The sequence below is a fragment of the Psychrobacter sp. D2 genome, from assembly GCF_013608135.1.
Lineage (GTDB): Bacteria > Pseudomonadota > Gammaproteobacteria > Pseudomonadales > Moraxellaceae > Psychrobacter > Psychrobacter cryohalolentis.
This window is the reverse complement of the sequence record NZ_JACDXZ010000004.1, coordinates 157,910-177,026: the sequence shown is the minus strand read 5'-3', so window position 1 is coordinate 177,026 and position 19,117 is coordinate 157,910. Positions and strand designations below refer to the sequence as shown.

Below are 19,117 nucleotides of genomic sequence, written 5' to 3'. Positions count from 1 at the left end.
AGATGTTGCAAGAGCAATGTTTGTGGAGCGTCACTACGCCCAAAACTCACCACTACGATACCCTAACGAGCGAAACGCAAACACGAGTTTGTATCATCGGCGGTGGTTATACTGGACTGTCTGCTGCGATTCATCTGGCAGAGCAAGGAGTGGCGGTGGTGTTGCTAGAGAGTAAGATCATCGGTAGCGGCGGTTCAGGACGCAATGTGGGTTTTGTGAATGCCGGTACTTGGGCTCGTCCTGATGACCTCAATAAAATCATGGGAGAAGAGGTTGGTGAACGTTTAGGGACTGCGCTCGGTCATGCGCCAAGTCTCGTGTTTGACATCATCGATCGCCATCATATTGATGCAAAGGATACGCGTACGGGCAATATCCATATGGCACACAATGCCAAGGGTGAAGCCGATGTGGACATCCGTTATGATCAGTTGATACGTCGCGGTGTTCATGCCGAGGTGTTAACCGGTGCGCGCTGCCATGAATACTGCGGGACAACCAGTATCAATAAAGCCTTGCTTGATCATCGTGCGGGCACTATTAACCCATCTGCATACGTCAATGGCTTAGCGGCAGCTGCGACTAAACTGGGCGTACGTATCTATGAGCACTCGGCGGTAACCTCAGTTGAGAAGTCTGATGGTAATTGGTATGTGCGTACGGCTGATGCGGCGGTGAAAGCTGAAAAAGTCATCATCGCGACCAATGCTTATACTGAAGGCGAATGGACGGATATTAAAAAGACGTTCTATTTGGTTGATTACTATCAGATTGCCTCTGAGCCATTGACCGGTAAAGTGGCAGATCGAATATTGCCTTATAAAACAGGCGCTTGGGATACGCGCTTGGCCTTGTCCAGTATTCGCCGTGATAACGAGGGTCGTTTACTCCTTGGCACGGTCGGTGGCAAAGCCATGAAGTCCAAAACCTTCTATCAAAACTGGGCGAATGTCGTACAAAAGAGCTATTTCCCAGATCTGCCTAAATTTAAGTGGCAGTATGAGTGGTACGGTCACTTTGGCTTTACCCAAGATCATATCATGCGTATCTTTGAGCCAGAAGACGGTATCCTTGCCGCGACTGCATACAATGGGCGTGGGATTACTACGGGCACCATGATTGGTAAATGCTTTGCCGATTATATTATCTCAGGTGACCGCGATGTCTTGCCATTACCTTTTAAGACCGTTAAAGAAGCTAAGGTGAGCATGTCGGGACTGCGTTCGGGCTATACGGAGCTGGGGCTGACTTTGTATCATATGGGTCAATGTCTCAAAATCATAGCCTAGTTTTTTGACGCAGGGCGTTGTGTTTATTTATTGCCGCCGCTGATTTGGCGGAGAGATTAAGTGAACGGCGCGCCGCTTTTATTTATTTGGAGTGTATATTGTGACTGATTTTTCAGCACTGCCTACTTTAGAAGCTATGCATACAGAAGCTGGGGATACAGAAGCTGGGCATGCTTCAACCATGCTAGCATTGACTCAGCAAGTATGGTCTATATTGCAAGAACAGCATGGTTATGATGTATCACAGATTAAGACAGATGCTGTGAGCTTAGAGCATTGGGGTAAAGACTGGACCAAACATTTTGCGCCAGCACCCTCTGCGATCGTATTTCCGAAAACTACTGAGCAAGTCCAAGCCCTAGTAAAATTGGCAAATGAGCACAATATTGTCATCACACCGAGTGGTGGTCGTACCGGGCTATCCGCAGGTGCAGTCGCTAGCAATGGCGAGATAGTTGTCAGCCTAGATAAGATGAATAAAATTGGTCAGTTCTATCCGGCTGATCGTTTGGTAGAGGTGGAGGCCGGTGTGATTACTGAGCAGCTACAGCAGTTTGCTGAAGCGCAGGATTTGTATTATCCGGTTGATTTTGCCTCAGCAGGTTCAAGTCAGATGGGTGGTAATATTGGTACCAATGCGGGCGGGATTAAAGTCATTCGCTATGGCATGACACGTCAATGGGTAATGGGTCTCACCGTCGTGACGGGCAAAGGTGATATCCTTAAGCTGAATCGAGGCATGGTTAAAAACGCTACTGGCTATGATTTACGTCAATTATTTATTGGCGCTGAAGGCACATTAGGTATCGTCACCGAAGCACAAATGAAGCTCAACCGTCCACCCCAAGATTTGACCGTGATGGTGCTCGGCATGGATGAATTTGACCATGTGATGCAGGTGTTAGCGGCTTTTCAAGCACAAATTGATTTGACTGCGTTTGAGTTCTTTGATGAGGTGGCGATTGATAAATTAATGGCGACTGGACATGTGCAAGAGCCGTTTGAAGCTCGAACCAAATACTACGTTTTATTAGAATTCGAAGCGCCGTATGAGCCGATTATGGATAAGGCGATGGCTATCTTTGAAGACTGTATGGAGAATGGTTGGATAGTCGATGGGGTAATGAGTCAGAGTATGGCTCAGGCGATGGACTTATGGAAGCTGCGCGAGTATATCTCTGAGACGATTTCAGTATTCACGCCGTATAAAAATGACATATCAGTACTCATCAGCCATGTGCCAAACTTTATCCATGATATAGAAACGATCGTAAACGCCAAATATCCAGATTTTGAGATTTGCTGGTTTGGACATATCGGCGATGGCAACTTGCATCTCAATATTCTAAAGCCCGAGAATTTATCGAAAGATGAGTTCTTTGAGCAATGCCAAACGGCGAATGATTCTATCTTTGAGGTAGTGCAGCAGTATGGTGGTTCGGTCTCAGCAGAACATGGCGTGGGTATGACTAAAAAGCCTTATCTACACTACAGCCGTAGCGAAACCGAGATTGATTATCTGCGTGAGATTAAGAAAGTGCTCGATCCCAATGGTATTATGAATCGCGGCAAGATTTTTGATCTCTAGGTGAGTGGTATTGTAATCAACTAAGACTTATTTTTAATAAAAACTATAAGGAACTCTCATGCATATTTTAGACAGCAAAACGGTACAGAGTCAATTGACAATGACCATGGCTATCGACTCAATCGAGAAGCTATTGACCCTACAAGCGCAGCATCCAGAGTGGGTTAAATGTCCTGAGCGCTTGGTCATTCCGACCTTCACTGCCAGTGATAAAAGCAGTGGCTCACATTTATCGATGCCTTCGGTATTGTTCGATGGTCATGAGGAGTTTGCTATCGTTAAACTGGTCACCATTTGTCCAGATAATCCAAAGCGAAATCTACCGACGACGACCGCTATGGTAAGCGTCTCTAACAATGATACGGGTGAAATTCTAGCCTTTATGGATGGGGTTTACGTCACTCAAGTACGTACGGCCGCGCTATCGGGTATCGCGAGTAAGTATTTAGCGAAACCAGACAGCCAGCAAGTAGCAGTCATCGGCTGTGGCGGGATGGCATATGAGCAGCTAAATGCTATGCTCACTGTGTGTCCAAATATCAAAACGGTCACGCTATGGAATCGAACTATTAAAGGAGCCGATACCTTTAAAACACAGTTTGCTGAACAGTATCCAGAATGGTCGGTGACTATGGAGGTCTGCGAAGATATCGCGAGCGCTGTAAAAGATGCCGATGTGATTAATTTGGCGACACGTGCAACCGAAGGCTTGTTTGAGAGGAATCAAATCAAAGCTGACGCTCATATTAATGCCGTAGGTGCTTATCAACCTGAGATGAAAGAAGTCAGTGATTCTGTCATCGAAGCCTGCTCACATATATTTATTGATGATATCGCGGGTGGACGTCATGAAGCGGGCGATTTGATTCAAGCGGATGCTGCTGATACTTGCAGTTGGACTTGGGAGGATCTACGTGGTGATTTAGCTGACTTGGTCACGAACAATATTACCGTCGACCAAGATAAAAAGGGCGTTACATTATTTAAATCGGTCGGTGCGGCCAGCTTTGATGCGGCAGTCGCTTTGAAAGTGGCTCAAAAAGCCAAAGACGAAGGGTTGGGTCAGCTGATTACTTGGGGGTAGTGATATGCGCTATGACGTTATTGTGATTGGTGCCGGCATCGTAGGAACCTCTATTGCTTGGCATCTACAGAAAAATAATGCTCAAGTTCTCTTGCTAGATAAAAAATGCCCAGGAGAAGAAACTTCCTATGGTAATGCCGGTATCATTACAAGAGAGGCGGTAAATACAAAACCGTTCCCTAGAAGTTTTAAAGAAATATCCAGAGTATTGCCCAATAAAAGTGCTGATATTCGATACCGTTGGTCTGCAATATATCGTCTTCAGCGCCCGTTATTACAGTATTGGATTCACTCAAGTCCAAAAAACGTTAAAAAGATCGATGACGAGTGGGCTACGCTCATTCAGCATTGCACAGACGAGCATGAGCCTATGATTAGAGCGTCAGGCGCTGATGAACTGGTCAGTAAAATAGGTTGGATTGAGCTTCATCGTAAATTAAGTAGTTTTGAGAAATCAATTAATAAAGCGGTAAAAGCGGCGGATAAAGGCGTGGAGTATCAGGTTCTATCGCTAGCAGAGCTCCAAGCGCTAGAGTCAAATGTGAACTTTACAGATTATGTCGGTGGTATACACTGGAAAAACTCTTGGCAGATAAAAAATCCCGGCAGTCTTGTGAAAGCATATGCTAAAAATTTTGAAGCAATGGCAGGAGAGATAAAACAATCCACTGTAAAAAATATGATACAGACAGAAGAGGGCTGGCAGGTCATTACCGATAGCGAAACCTATTTATGTCAGAATTTGGTCATTGCTGCCGGTCCTTGGTCAGCTGATCTCATTAAGCCGTTGGGTTATGAAATCCCTCTATTTCCTATGCGTGGTTATCATCAACACTTTAAAAGCACCGACCAAAACGCATTTTCTCACAGCTTGTTTGATGTAGATAAAGGGTTTGTGATGGGCACAATGGATCAAGGCGTGAGAATCACGACTGGCGCTGAAATGGCATTGTTAGATGATCCAAAAGACTTTAATCAGTTAGAGACTGTACTGACTTTTGCAAAAAAAGTGTTGCCGCTTGATGCTGCTGTTGAATCTGAAGCATGGTGTGGGACAAGACCATGCATGCCAGACATGAAGCCAGTTATTGGGCCTGCATCAAAACACGATAATTTATGGTTTGCTTTTGGTCATGCTCATCAAGGTCTGACACTTGGACCGGTGACAGGACGTCTCATTGAAGAGATGATTCATGGTAAGCCATTATTTATTGATGCTCAGCCGTTTAGTAGTAAACGCTTTGATTCGAATCTTTAATAAACATAGATCTTAATAAACGTATCTTTTAACCCCGCTAGACCACATCTTTAACGCCCTTTACAGGCTTAATATTTATTAATTCTGTCGTCAAAACATCCGCTACTCCCTCCTTTTTCTACTATAAAACTAGCAACATGAATTTTACTCATCTTTAATTTAAATAGTATCATTTTTATTCATGTTTTGGTTCGGGTATGATTCATCTCATACACAAATTCGGTTTTATCTCAAATAATGAGATTAGATTAAGGTAGCGGATTATCATGAGTAAACAATTTATATATTCCATCTCGAGCATTCGTTTTGATGAAAATTATCAGCCAGCAGACAGCACGCGTCTGACGACTAACTTTGCGAATTTGGCTCGTGGCGAGAGTCGTCAAGAGAACTTACGCAAAACGCTGACTATGATAAATAATCGTTTTAATGATTTAGCACATTGGGATAATCCGACAGCCGACCGTTATTCTGTTGAAGTTGATATCATTTCTGCAGACTTGGATATTGAAGGCAATGGTTATACCTTCCCAGTCATTGAGACTCTAAAGACAACGATTATTGATCATAAAGAGAACAAGCGTATTGACGGTATGATTGGCAACAGCTTCTCATCCTATGTGCGCGATTATGATTTTAGCATCGTATTGCCAGCCCATTTCGATAACCATCCTGCATCGCCACCATCAGCCGATTTTGGCGATTTGCACGGTAAACTGTTTCAACATTTATTAAATTCAGATGCCTATAAAGCCAATTTTAATAAACAACCGGTGATTTGCCTAAGCGTTTCAAGTAGTAAAACCTATCATCGTACGGGCAATCAGCATCCTGTATTAGGGATTGAATATAGACAAGATGGCTGCGCTTTGAACAAGGGGTCATTGACCGATGAGTACTTTTCCAAAATGGGCTTGACGGTGCGCTATTTTATGCCTGCCAACAGTGCTGCACCTTTAGCATTTTATTTTTCTGGTGACTTGCTGACGGATTACACCGATCTTGAGCTAATCAGTGCGATCAGTACCATGGAAACTTTCCAAAAGATTTATCGACCTGAAATTTACAATGCCAATTCCACCGCCGCTCAAATATATCAACCCAGTTTGAAGTACCAAGATTATTCACTAACGCAAATTATGTATGATCGCGCGGAGCGCAGCCAGATGGCAGTGACGCAAGGTAAATTTACGGAAGACGAGTTCATTAATCCTTACCAAGACATTCTTGAAGAATGGGCGGCAAGCTATGATGTTGCAAGCGAGACTGCTCAAAAAGAATCGGTCAAAGAAAAAGCTGTTAAAAAACAGGCAGCCTAAGCAATCTAACTCTAGCCAAAATATAAAATACGAATGAATAAGAAGATGAATCTCATGACAATATTATTACCGACACAAAAATTATTACCAACATCGACAGCGGGTAGCTTACCAAAACCTTCTTGGCTTGCCGAACCTGAGAAAATCTGGTCACCTTGGGCATTAGAAGGGGAGCAATTGTTTGAAGCCAAACAAGATGCGCTACGTTTAACATTGCAAGAGCAGCGACATGCAGGAATTGATATTGTCAGTGATGGCGAGCAGACCCGTCAGCACTTTGTCACTACCTTTATTGAACATCTTGATGGCGTCGATTTTGAGAAGCGTGAGACTGTTCGCATTCGTGATCGTTATGAGGCAAGTGTGCCGTCAGTCGTTGGGGCGGTGAGCCGTCAAAAGCCTGTTTTTGTTGAAGATGCGAAGTTTTTACGGGCGCAAACCGGTCAGCCAATCAAATGGGCGCTGCCTGGTCCGATGACGATGATTGATACCTTATATGATGGTCATTATAAAAGCCGTGAAAAATTGGCGTGGGAATTTGCTAAAATATTGAATCAAGAAGCCAGAGAATTAGAAGCGGCGGGTGTAGATATCATTCAATTTGATGAGCCTGCTTTTAATGTGTTCTTTGATGACGTCAACGACTGGGGCATCGCTACTTTAGAGCGCGCCATAGAAGGTCTAAAGTGTGATACGGCGGTGCATATATGCTACGGCTACGGCATCAAAGCCAATACCGATTGGAAAAAGACACTGGGTTCAGAGTGGCGTCAATATGAGCAAGCCTTTCCAAAATTGCAGCAGTCTAATATCGATATTGTCTCTTTAGAGTGTCAAAACTCACATGTACCGATGGATTTGATTGAATTGATTCGCGGTAAAAAAGTGATGATTGGTGCCATTGATGTGGCAACCAATAGCATTGAAACGCCTGAAGAGGTTGCTGATACACTACGCAAAGCCCTGCAATTTGTCGATGCGGACAAGCTTTATCCTTCGACCAACTGCGGCATGGCACCGTTGTCGCGCCAAGTTGCCCGCGGTAAATTGAACGCGTTAAGCGCAGGCGCGGCAATCGTGCGTCAAGAGCTAATGGCTTAGGATTTACCGACTAAACTTATGCAAAATTTAGCTTTTATAGGTTGGGTCTTTAACTCCGCCTATAAAAGCTTGTTTAAACTCATGAGTGACCTCAGTTATCAATGTACTTACCGATTTCAAATTTAGGATTGCAGCAATGAGTAAAGATGTGATTGAAGCAACCGACTTTAGAGATGCCATGTCTTTGTTGACGACTGCCGTCAATGTAGTCACCACCAAAGGGCAATCTGGTCTGCATGGATTTACCGCATCGGCGGTATGTAGCGTCACCGATACACCGCCAACCTTGCTGGTCTGTATGAATCAAACGTCTCGCTCACATGCTCATTTTCTTGAAAATAAAACCTTAAGTGTCAATGTGTTGGGCGCACAGCATGAGCCTATATCTAATGCCTTTGCTTCTAAATTATGCTCAGAAGAGCGCTTTGGGCACGGTGCTTGGACGACATTAGCAACAGGCGCTCCTATTTTAGAAGATGCATTGGTCAGTTTTGACTGTGAGATTGAGGATATTCAGCAAGTTGGCACGCACAGTGTATTCATGTGCCGAGTTGTCGCCATCAAACAAGGCTATCAACAAAGCAGTGCTGATGAAAGCTTGGTATATTTTAACCGCGCTTACCATCAAGTAGGTCAGGTAGAAATCGTTTAAGCTGACTTTCTAACATTGATTATCTAATTATTATCTAACTATAGTCAGCTCAATATCAAGAAGATACAGTGAAACTGGAATGAATTTCTTGTAGCCTCTGTCGGCGTAGGTACAGCAAGCTAGAAAAATTCGTACCAGTTTCACCTTGTCAGATAATGTATTCATATTATTCAGCATCGACTATAAAACTATCATTTAACCGAGAAGTAACTATCCTGTGGAACTAATCATTTTTTTAATAATAGGCGCTCTAGCAGGATTTGCTGCGGGGCTTTTTGGTGTGGGCGGCGGCACGATTATCGTACCACTGTTATTTATCGTCTTTACCCAAATGGATTACAGTCCTGACAGTATCATGCATTTGGCGTTAGGTACGTCGCTGGCAACTATTATTGTCACCTCTATCAGCTCGCTCATGGCGCACAATAAAAAGGGCGCCGTCATGTGGCCTGTTTTTAAAAACCTAGCACCCGGTTTAGCGATTGGCTGTTTTTTAGGGGCAGGGATTGCAGGACAGATATCTGGGCTGTATCTTCAGCTTATCGTTGGGGTGTTTTTGCTGTGGGTCGCTTATAAGATGTTTTTCGGTGGTAAAAAGCAGGTCGTTAGTCATGCTGATGATGTCAATGGCGCTAATACGGAACTGCCTTCAAAACCTAAGCAGCTAGCAGCAGGCGGAGTTATTGGTATTGCTTCTGCCATTTTTGGTATTGGCGGCGGCAGCTTAACGGTGCCTTATTTAACTCGTTACGGTGTGGTCATGCAAAAAGCCGTTGGCACATCAGCAGCGTGTGGCTTGCCCATTGCCATCGCTGGAGCGTTAGGCTTTATGTTCTTTGGCATGCAGCAACAAGTTGATGTGCCCAATACCATTGGCTTTGTCCACATTTATGCCTTTTTAGGGATTAGTATCATGAGCTTTTTCACTGCGAAGCTAGGTGCAAAAGTCGCCCATATACTATCACCAGAGCTTTTAAAGAAATGCTTTGCGGTATTATTAACCGTGGTTGGGTGTTATTTCCTTTTTAAAGGGCTGATTTAGGTATTCATAGTCGTTCCTCTAAAAGGCAAAGCTTGCGAACTGAGCTACCCAAAAAGCACATAGTGAAATGCATTATCGTGATCTAAATAACTCAAAGCATGACAATCTAGAAAACAATGTTGAGAAAGTAGCTTAGTCGTGCTTGGGCGGTACAGAATATGTGCCAACAACATGCGCGACCAAGTCGCTAGAGCCTTCTGAGTACAAGGAAACCTCACCTACAATGAGCGTACGCCCTACCTTTAGCAAGGTGCACTCAGCAATGATACGCGCTTCTGCTGATGGTTTACGCAGAAAATTGATGGTAAGGCTCGTTGTTACTGTTAACGCTACAATGCCAATCTTACCAAGTATCGCCACATAGAGTGCAACATCAGCAATGCTCATTAATACAGGGCCAGAGACCGTACCACCAGGACGTAGCTCATCTATACCGATATCATGTGATAAGGTTGAGCGATTATCGCCTACGGCTTCTACTTTGCACTTGGTTTGTGGAAACTCTAATGCCATAAAGGCCGCTATTTCTTCTTTGGTCGCAGACATATATACTCCTATGGTTTAATTATTCTTGTTATTAACTATCTTTTCTTCGCATTCAAGTTCATTGGTTCGATTAACACAACTAGAATCGATAAAATTGGTATCGATTCTAGTTTCTTACTATAAATGGGTAGTAGATAGATATATTTTTGATACTTACTCAATATTTTTAGTGGCGTATTCTTAAACTAAGGCGTACCAGCATGAACAACTTTAACTAGTGTAGATAGCATACGCCCTTTAGTTTCAGCGGTGCGTGATCCTTCATTCCAGTCAGGTGCTGCACACATAAACAATGTTTTGCCATCTTGTCCGCCAAGAGCGACCGCAAAAATGCCGTCAGGTGCCGTATCCACGGTTTCTAGGATTTCGCCCCCTTCTTTAATACGAACAGCACGTTGGTTCAAGGTATCTGCAATCCAAACAGCGCCCTCGCTATCTAAGGCAAGACCATCAGGTAAGATGCTGGCGTTCTCTATACGTACCCCTAAATTTGGCTCGTCTCCTAACTCTCCAAAGTTAGCAAAGTCACGTTTTTCTCCTAAAGTGCCGTCTTTATTAATATCGAACTGTGAGACTTTATTACCAAATAGCTCATTAACGATTAATGTCTTTTCATCCGCAGAAATGACCATGCCATTTGGAAAGGCCAAACCTTCTGCCACAACCTGAGAGGTACCATCAGGTCTCACCAATACAAGACCAGTGTGTTTATGATCAGCACCACCCATTAGATCAAAACCGAAGTTTCCAACATAAGCGTTGCCATTAGGCGCAACGACCATATCGTTAGCATGCCCCTCACAATGCTTCCAGATATCAGCGTGAACAACTAATTCGCCATTGTCCTCTAAACGTAACACTTTACGATCTTTCATAGAGACAATGAGCATACGACCGTCAGGAAGCCAGCCTAAGCCAGATGGCTGCTGTTCTACATGGACAATCTTTTCTGCAACGCCTTCATCATTAACACGATAAACGCCTTTGGTATAAAAATCGACAAACCATAAAGCGTTTTTGTACCAACGCGGTCCTTCTAGGTAATGGAATCCATCAACCACCACGTCTAACTCATATTTTGACATAACTATCTTCCTTGATTTATAGACAAAATTATTTAAGAAATTTGCTGCTTATTAGAGTATTTCTTTGTAGATCATTTTTACTTCCTCTAAAGACATATCCATTGGATTGGTTTCAATGAGACGAGCATAGGTATTAATGACCATATCAGCTAACGCGGGGATATCCTGTGCCGTTATATCTAGCTCATTTAAGCGATATTTTAGACCACTTGTTTTCAAGAAGTCTTTTAGTTGATTAATAAATTGATGGGCAGCCTCTATGTCAGTCATGCCCGAAGTGTCGATAGGCATCACCGCACGAGCGAGTTCTGCATAAAGAGGGGCTGCTACTGGTAAGTTGAAAGTAAATACACTGCACATCACGAGCGCATTAGCATGTCCATGCGGTATATGGAAGTTAATGCTAAGTGGGTAGGAGAGTCCATGTACAGCTGCTACGGAAGCATTGACAAAAGCGATACCAGCTAGCGTTGAACCCAATAACATATCAGCACGAGCATCAATATCATCGCCGTGATGGAGCACTGTATAAAAGTTACTCCATAGCATTTGCAAACCTTTAACAGCCAACGCATCTGAAATGGGGTTCTTTTTGGTGCGACTCGTGTAAGCTTCGATGCAGTGAACCATCGCATCTAGGGCAGTGGCAGCAGTAATATGGCGAGGAAGCTTGAGAGTTAGCGTCGCATCTAAAATCGCGACATCAGGTAGGATTTTAGGCGTGTATATGGCTTTCTTGCTGCCATCCTTTGCTGTGATTACAGATACGAAAGTAGCCTCTGCGCCAGTACCTGCAGTGGTGGGGATCGCAAACAACGGCATTTTTTTAAAACCACTAATATCTGCCTCTAAGAGCTCATTAACCGACTGAAAGTCATTGGGATATAGCGCGACAATTTTCGCAGTATCGATAGGGCTGCCACCTCCTAAACCGATGACCATATTACACTGGTTCGCTCTGGCAAGTTCAATAGCTTCTTCGACGACTTCAATAGGCGGATCAGCAACAACCCTGTCGAAAATAACAACATTAATACCAGCCTGCTCTAAAGACTCTTGTGCGATATCGACGTAGCCTAAATCAGAGATGCCAGTATCTGTAATAATAATGGCAGATGTCGCGTCGTACTGTTTTGCTAAATCCCCTAGCTTCTGGCGCATACTGTCAGCTTCGCTAACAATGTGTCCATTAGTATAAAAATCCATCCCTGTCATTCTATTCTTCCTTGTGTAGATGAGCGATTATTTTTGTGTATTTATAGCCTTTAGATAAATCGCGTGTATAAAGTCTTAGTATTAACTCAATCACGCTACAGTGTATATCTATTAATTGGCACTTTTTGTAAGAATATTTCTTTATTAAAAGCATTAAATTCTATCGAGATATTACTCGCTATTCCTTTAGCTTTTTGAACCTTTGACATCATTAATAAGCTTTATCGAAGCTATCGCAATCTATAGGACTCTGGATATATTTCTAGGTTTCTTCCCATCTCTACTGAAATGGGCACTGAATTTCCTATATAATACGAGCCATCTCGTTATTGATGATCCATTCAATTTAGGCTTTTTTCTGAATAAGAAAGGCTTTTTATTAGGTAAAAACGGTGCTTTATGTTTAACGCTTCCTCGACTCGTTTAAATAAATACATCAGTGAAAGCGGTATTTGCTCCAGGCGAGACGCTGACCGCTTTATTGAACAAGGTAATGTATACCTCAATGGCAAGCGTGCTGCAGTAGGCGCGCAAGTGGTTGCTGGAGATACGGTGAAAGTCAACGGGCAGCTCATTGAGCCGAAAGAAGCTGATGACTTTGTTTTTATTGTCTTGAATAAGCCAGTCGGCATTGTGAGCACCACGGAAAGCTCCGAGAAAAACAACATTGTTGATTTTGTGAGACATAGCGTACGTATTTTCCCGATTGGCCGTTTGGATAAAGACTCTCAGGGCTTAATCTTCTTGACCAGTAATGGCGATCTGGTGAACAAGGTATTGCGTGCTGGTAATAACCATGAAAAAGAGTATCTGGTCACGGTCAATAAGCCGTTAACCGATAGTGTTATCGAGGGTTTGGCGGGCGGTGTGCCCATGCTTGGCAAAATGACGAAAAAATGCCCAGTGACTAAAGTAGCGCCCAACGTATTTAACATTACGCTAGTTCAAGGTCTAAACCGTCAAATTCGCCGCATGTGTGAGCATTTTGGCTATGAAGTCGTCAAGCTTGAGCGTACGCGGATTATGAATGTAAGTCTCAAGGGTACGCCCGTTGGAGACTGGCGAGACCTGACTCCAAAAGAGTTGTCTGTTTTGCTTAAGTCTGTAGAAGATTCTTCTTCGCAAGACAGTAAACCGGCTAAGAAATCTCGTAATGCACCACGAAAAAATCCTCGTACTGATGACTCGTCAAAAGCAAAGTCGTCTTCAAAACCAGCGGATGCGGCAAAGGGAAATAAAAAACACTCCAAGGGTGATGCTAGAAAACCAGCGGGTTCTAAAGGTAGAGATGGGCGTCCTGCTGGTCGTGGTAAGCCGTCAGGGGGTAATGGTAAGTCTGGAGGCAATGGCAAACCTGCTACAAATGGCAAACGCCCTTCAAAAGGTCGTGGTTCTTCGCGATAGTAAGTTTTCACAGTGTGACTGCTTTGTTTATTTCTGAAATGGCAGTAAGCTAAAGAACTTTAGTCTTAACGGGATAATATTATGTTTAAAATAAAAGTAGAACGCATTGTCAAAAAACCAATTGATGAGGTATTTGAAGCACTGAGCGACCATGCCAGTTATGGCTCATTTAAAGCGGTCGGTGTAGCTAAGTTGGTGAATGAAGGTGACGAGGAGCGCAATGGCGTTGGGGCTTTACGTACCATTAAAACGGGACCTGTTAAGTTTTGGGAGCGAATTACGGCATTTGAGCGTCCTACTCATATGCAATACCAGATTGAAAAATCTAAACCTATAAAAATGCAACATGATAAAGGCGTCATTGATTTAAAAGACTTGGGCGATGGCACTACACACGTGACTTGGGTATCTGAGGGTCGATTGACTGTACCATTGCCATTACTCGGTCGCCTATTTGACCGTCAAATGCAGAAACAAGGAACCATAGGGTTTAGTAGCATACTCAAATCTATAGAAAGCCGCTAATCTAGTGGCAATTTTTGGTTTTATCTTGGGTTTTTGTCGTGTTTGTTATGGTTTGCTCTGAGCGTCGCTGACTGAGTTCGAGCAACCTTTGCTACTATTAATCAGTCTTTTCCTTTATCAATCTCGTTCTTAGCTGCTTCAATCTCGTTAAAGCGTGCTAATTGCTCTGGTGTTGCTTTTTGTTGATGCTTCTCTTTCCACTCAGCATAAGGCATACCATAAACAAGCTCGCGCGCATCTTCGTATTCGATTTCAATACCACGCTCTTCACCAGCCGCTTTATACCATTTGGATAAGCAGTTACGGCAAAAGTCGGCAAGGTTCATTAGCTCAATATTTTGTACATCTTTACGCTCGTCTAAATGAGCTAATAAGCGACGAAATGCCGCTGCTTCTAATTCGATGTTTGATTCTAATTTTGCCATAAGGTTTTTCCTAATTGTAATTGAATCGTTTCAAAACTGAGATGATACTAACGATATAAATATTGCGCAACCTGTGTTGATCTATATTAAAAAAGTCTATTAGTAAACTTGGCAAACTCATCATAGTAGAGGTTCACCAATTTAGAACGTCTTAAGCATAATCGAAGGCTGATCTACTTGAGTCAGGCAGCAATGCCTGACAGGATTAAATTATCATAATACCGCTTTTCAAACTCAAAGGGTAACACATATCCAATCGTGCCATGTAAACGGGTTTTATTAAACCAATCCACCCACTCAAGGGTTGCCAGTTCAACATCGTTCACACCAGTCCAGTTCTGCTTTAAATAGTCAATTACCTCAGATTTATAGAGTCCATTGACTGTTTCAGCCAGTGCATTATCGTATGAATCGCCTGTTGTACCAACAGAAGCAATCACGCCAGAGTCCGTCATCTTATCGGTATAGCGAATAGATAAGTACTGAACCCCTCGATCACTATGATGAATCACGTCTTTGGGATTGTTTCTGTCTGCTATTGCTTGATTTAATGCTGCCATTACCATATCAGTGTTCATACGCTTTGATACTTTCCAGCCGACAATAGCGCGAGCAAATACATCGATGATAAAAGCGGTATAGACCCAGCCGCTCAATGTCTTGATATAAGTAAAATCTGCAACCCACAGCTGATTAGGACGATGGGCATTAAAGTTACGATTGACCAAGTCATCAGCACGCTTTTGGTCGTCACGGCTGTTGGTGGTAATCTTACCCTTACCGCGCCAGACACCTTGTAGGCCATGCTGGCTCATTAAACGCTCTACGGTACACCGAGCAACCTTTAACCCGTCAGCTTTCATCTGCTGCCAGACTTTGCGAGCGCCGTAGCGGCACTTGCTATTCTGCCAAATACGTCTAATCTCGCTGAGATAGTAGTCGTCATGCTGACTGCGCAGTGAACGCTTTTCAGGGCAGCACTCTAGGTCTTTAGCACGGTGATAGGTTGACGGGGCAATCGGTAGTACTCTACAAATCAGCTCGATCCCATAACTACCTCTATAGTCATCAATAAACTGAACCATTATCTGGGTGGACGGTCGAGCTCCGCCTGGGCGAAAAAAGCAGCAGCCTTACGTATAATCTCATTGGCTTGCTTGAGTTCTCTATTCTCTCGTTCAAGTTCTTTGATACGCTCTTTGTCACTTTGAGCCTGCACTGAGGCGGGAATAGTTTGGTCTATGTGCTTTTTATGCCAGGATCGCAGTGTCTCAGGCGTACAGCCAATCTTTGACGCTATGGCCTGAATGGCTGACCATGTAGAAGGATAGTCGCTCGACGCTTCAATCAGCATGCGAATGGCGCGTTCTTTAATCTCAGGAGTGTAGGTTTGTCTTTTCATTGTCGTATTCTCTCAGAATGTTGAGTCTCCGACAATACCGGGGCGGTTCACTTTCAGCGTAGCTCAATTTCAGCATAGCTCAGAACGGTAAATTCCTTCTCATAAGCAACTATCGTTTCATACTGCTAAACTAGTCACCAAATTCAAGCGTCGTAATTATTTTATTAGTACACTCATTATACGGCCATATTATCAAATCATACTAAAAATCAGTGCCAATAGCGATTGAAGCCATATTTTAAGTATTTACATACATTATAGCTGTTTGGCACTATCATTTACTTTAGCAATAAATTCTTTTAAAAATGAGACACGGATGCTGATTTTAAAGACGAAAACTAATCGACCACAATTACAGCAGGTTAGATTGCTAAAGCGGTCTAGATTGTTGAATCAGTTATCTAATAAACTTACCAGCCGTTTGGTGTTGATACAAGCGGCGGCAGGGTATGGAAAAACAACTGTGATGGTACAGCTGAGCGAACAGTTAGAAGAAAATAACTGTGCTGTTGGTTGGCTGACCTTGGATAACGATGATAATGATCCTGTACGTTTATATCAGTACTTATGGTCAGTATTAACGCAATTTCCTGATTCACATTCGTTAACCGAAGGTAGGGTAACTAAAAACCATATTCATCATCTGCTTTCTCAGCTTGATACTACAACTACATACACTTTATTTATTGATGAGCTAGAAGCAGTAACCAATCCTACTAGCTTAAACCTAATATGGTGGCTGTATCTTTTTTTACCTACTAATTACCATTTGGTCATTGCCTCACGCATACAGCCAAATTGGCCACTTGCAAAAGAGGAGCTGCAGGGATTGGTGAGGATTGTTAGAGCGAATGAATTAAGACTGTCATTACCGGATACTTACGAATTACAGCAATATTTGCAAAGTAACTTGACACACAATATCGCTCTCACACCTTATATGGCAGCTAATCAGTCATTGTCAGAGCTATCGGTATCTTCAACTAATAATATCACTTTGATTGATGACAAACTCGTCTCTATGCTTATTGAAAAAACTGAAGGCTGGTTAACAGGCATTCAGCTCATCAATTTGTACTGTAAAAATGAAGCAGATCTATACCAACTTGTCCACCAAGTCAGTGGTGCTCAGCGTCAAATAGCTGAGTTTTTAGCGGAGCAAGTGTTTTTACAGTGTGATGAATATATTCAAGATTTTTTACTAAATATTAGTGTGTTAAGAAAAATAAATGCGAGCTTATGCCATGATTTAACAGAGGCAACTGATGCGCAGTTCTTGCTTGAGAACCTGAGTCAACAAGGCCTTTTTATTCAAGCGATAGATGATCAGTATCAGTGGTTTCGTATACATGAATTAATGAGACAGTTTTTACAAACAAGGCTCCAAAACCAAGATAAAAAAAGATATTGGATAGCGCATACTCAAGCAGCTGAATGGCATCAAGAACATAGGATGCCTTTAGAAGCCATTTACCATGCACAAGTTATCGGTGACAATGATTTGGTTTTATCTGCTTTAAAATCGGTTAGTCATGATTTGATACTTGGCGGACGTCTTTACAGCTTTTTGGAGCTAACAAAATCTTTATCTGACATACAATTATGTCAGCATCCAGCTTTACTGTACGATTTGACTTGGGGTTTAGTGCTTTCGCGTCGACATCATGAAGCTGGGCATTATATAAAAGTTCTTGAGCAAGAAAAACTATATCTATCAGACATAGATGCCCACACAGCTATGAGCTACAAAGACAAGCAATTAGGCTTGTCAGCAATGATAGTATTTATTGCTGATGATTTGCCTAAAGCGTATCAACTGGCAAAAACCGGCCTTCAGCAGCTGACTTCAGATGCCTATTTTTTTAGAGCACCGTTAGTAGGTATGTGCGCTTTATATCAGCTTTGTCGCGGAAACATAGAAGAGGCTCGCTCACTAATTCTGCAGTCCAGATTACTCTATATCAAAGGTAATAATCCTTATGGTCTAGCGTATGTAGATAGCATTGATGCGACCTGTGATAGATTGTTAGGCGATGTTCCCTCAGCTATCAAAAAGTTCCAGTGCATAGGTATTAGCCCAGAATACGCTCAGTTAGGTACTAATGACAGTAATCAAGATATGATGCTGGGGGTAGCAAGCAGTTTAAAAGCAGATTTTTACTATGAATTGAATCGTATAGAAGATGCAAAGCAGGCTCTAATAGATTTTGACCATGGTGAAAACATGGCTATTGCAGATATGGTTATTTTAGGGTTTTTAACAGAGCTGAAACTAGGGGTTTTAACGAAAAAAAATAATAAACATTACTATGTGTTAAATGCTAATAGTAAGGCTGATGAGTGGTCGCTTCCACGCTTAATTGAAGATGTGCGGCAGTGGGAAAACGAACAAGCGCTTAAGCAAAAAATGCCTATAGCTTTTGTTACTGATCAGGGTAAAGATTATAATATACAGCCTTCTAACTTAGAGACTGAGAAAAGTCAGCCTCATTTTTTAACTTTGACCGAGTTATTGACGGGGTTAGATTTACTGCCATATCGTACGACTATCTTTTTAGGTAATAGCCAGCAGATAGCAGAAGCAACAGCAAGCCTAAATCAACTTTTAAAGGCCAACTTGCCATTTGTACTGCGTAATGCACGCATCAAATTATTGCTGGCAATGGCTTACCATATTTTAGGTCAGCAGATCGATTCTTATACTGTATTAATAGAGGCACTTAAGCTATTTCGTCTGACACAATCGCATCGTATTATTCTTGATGAACATCCATTGCTCTATTCAATACTTATAGATTTGTTCAGCTATCAGGGGAATGAGATAGTTATACTGCCTGATATCAAAGAATATATTGAATCACTATTAAAAATTAGCGGCTATAAGAGTGAAGAAAAGGAAGATTTGTTACCGGATACCGATCAAGAGAGTACAGGGCTATTGACTCAAAAAAATGATGAGAAGCAAAATAATAAGTTTATCTTATCGGAGCGAGAGGTTGAAATTCTATTATTGGTTGAACAAGGACTAAGTGATGGTCAGATAGCTGATAAGGTTTTTTTATCTATACATACCGTTAAATGGCATTTGCGTAATATTTATCATAAGCTGCAAGTGCGCTCCCGAACTCAAGCAGTAGCGGAAGCGCGCCAACAACAGATTTTAGACTAGGCTAAAAGCTAAT

At 42.5% G+C, this 19,117-nt stretch carries 16 protein-coding genes and 1 other annotated feature; of the genes, 11 read left to right on the top strand and 5 right to left on the bottom strand.

Annotation, left to right across the window (positions count from 1 at the left end; genetic code table 11):
• Nucleotides 1-2 precede the first annotated feature (2 nt).
• The 8 genes from H0262_RS07310 to H0262_RS07275 all read left to right on the top strand — a co-directional run bounded on the left by H0262_RS07310 (nt 3) and on the right by H0262_RS07275 (nt 9,333).
• On the top strand, nt 3-1,289 hold the full coding sequence (locus tag H0262_RS07310) for an FAD-binding oxidoreductase (protein WP_181210273.1): 1,287 nt from the start codon (nt 3-5) through the stop codon (nt 1,287-1,289).
• A 181-nt stretch (nt 1,290-1,470) separates the two neighbouring features.
• The gene (locus H0262_RS07305) at nt 1,471-2,877 is read left to right on the top strand and encodes an FAD-binding oxidoreductase (RefSeq protein WP_259275433.1); all 1,407 of its coding nucleotides are present in this window, start codon (nt 1,471-1,473) and stop codon (nt 2,875-2,877) included.
• A 58-nt stretch (nt 2,878-2,935) separates the two neighbouring features.
• A complete protein-coding gene (locus H0262_RS07300; RefSeq protein WP_181210271.1) occupies nt 2,936-3,961 on the top strand; it encodes an ornithine cyclodeaminase family protein in 1,026 nt (341 codons plus the stop codon).
• Nucleotides 3,962-3,965: 4 nt separating this feature from the next.
• On the top strand, nt 3,966-5,219 hold the full coding sequence (locus tag H0262_RS07295) for an FAD-binding oxidoreductase (protein ID WP_181210270.1): 1,254 nt from the start codon (nt 3,966-3,968) through the stop codon (nt 5,217-5,219).
• A gap of 266 nt (nt 5,220-5,485) precedes the next feature.
• The gene (locus tag H0262_RS07290; protein ID WP_181210269.1) at nt 5,486-6,538 is read left to right on the top strand and encodes a DUF1852 domain-containing protein; all 1,053 of its coding nucleotides are present in this window, start codon (nt 5,486-5,488) and stop codon (nt 6,536-6,538) included.
• 54 nt (nt 6,539-6,592) lie between these two features.
• Entirely contained in the window at nt 6,593-7,639 is a 1,047-nt protein-coding gene (locus H0262_RS07285) for a methionine synthase (protein WP_181210268.1), read from the top strand.
• A 148-nt stretch (nt 7,640-7,787) separates the two neighbouring features.
• Nucleotides 7,788-8,291, top strand: coding sequence for a flavin reductase (locus H0262_RS07280; protein WP_181210361.1), 504 nt, complete (start codon nt 7,788-7,790; stop codon nt 8,289-8,291).
• 217 nt (nt 8,292-8,508) lie between these two features.
• The gene (locus H0262_RS07275) at nt 8,509-9,333 is read left to right on the top strand and encodes a sulfite exporter TauE/SafE family protein (RefSeq protein ID WP_181210267.1); all 825 of its coding nucleotides are present in this window, start codon (nt 8,509-8,511) and stop codon (nt 9,331-9,333) included.
• A gap of 132 nt (nt 9,334-9,465) precedes the next feature.
• Here H0262_RS07275 and H0262_RS07270 read toward each other — a convergent pair whose 3' ends face one another.
• The 3 genes from H0262_RS07270 to H0262_RS07260 form a co-directional block, all read right to left on the bottom strand.
• The gene (locus tag H0262_RS07270; protein ID WP_181210266.1) at nt 9,466-9,879 is read right to left on the bottom strand and encodes a PaaI family thioesterase; all 414 of its coding nucleotides are present in this window, start codon (nt 9,877-9,879) and stop codon (nt 9,466-9,468) included.
• Between the two features lie 185 nt (nt 9,880-10,064).
• A complete protein-coding gene (locus H0262_RS07265; RefSeq protein ID WP_181210265.1) occupies nt 10,065-10,964 on the bottom strand; it encodes an SMP-30/gluconolactonase/LRE family protein in 900 nt (299 codons plus the stop codon).
• Nucleotides 10,965-11,015: 51 nt separating this feature from the next.
• Nucleotides 11,016-12,179, bottom strand: coding sequence for an iron-containing alcohol dehydrogenase (locus H0262_RS07260; protein WP_181210264.1), 1,164 nt, complete (start codon nt 12,177-12,179; stop codon nt 11,016-11,018).
• Nucleotides 12,180-12,578: 399 nt separating this feature from the next.
• On the opposite strand from H0262_RS07260, the gene rluF reads away from it, so the two are divergent.
• Nucleotides 12,579-13,583, top strand: coding sequence for a 23S rRNA pseudouridine(2604) synthase RluF (gene rluF / locus H0262_RS07255; protein ID WP_181210263.1), 1,005 nt, complete (start codon nt 12,579-12,581; stop codon nt 13,581-13,583).
• 81 nt (nt 13,584-13,664) lie between these two features.
• Nucleotides 13,665-14,108 (top strand): SRPBCC family protein, encoded by a 444-nt coding sequence (locus H0262_RS07250; protein ID WP_181210262.1) that lies wholly within the window; start codon nt 13,665-13,667, stop codon nt 14,106-14,108.
• Between the two features lie 101 nt (nt 14,109-14,209).
• Here H0262_RS07250 and H0262_RS07245 read toward each other — a convergent pair whose 3' ends face one another.
• Entirely contained in the window at nt 14,210-14,533 is a 324-nt protein-coding gene (locus H0262_RS07245; protein WP_181210261.1) for a DUF1244 domain-containing protein, read from the bottom strand.
• A gap of 182 nt (nt 14,534-14,715) precedes the next feature.
• Nucleotides 14,716-15,935, bottom strand: a protein-coding gene (locus tag H0262_RS07240) for an IS3 family transposase (RefSeq protein ID WP_409033822.1) whose coding sequence is annotated in 2 segments (ribosomal slippage) — nt 14,716-15,659 and nt 15,659-15,935 — 1,221 coding nt in all. Because the reading frame shifts where the segments join, the coding sequence is not laid out codon by codon here.
• Nucleotides 15,544-15,660, bottom strand: a sequence feature (AL1L pseudoknot). Its footprint overlaps the gene before it by 117 nt.
• Before the next feature lie 388 nt (nt 15,936-16,323).
• On the opposite strand from H0262_RS07240, the gene H0262_RS07235 reads away from it, so the two are divergent.
• Complete coding sequence (locus H0262_RS07235) at nt 16,324-19,104, top strand: LuxR C-terminal-related transcriptional regulator (RefSeq protein ID WP_181210259.1); 2,781 nt, start codon at nt 16,324-16,326, stop codon at nt 19,102-19,104.
• Nucleotides 19,105-19,117: the final 13 nt, after the last annotated feature.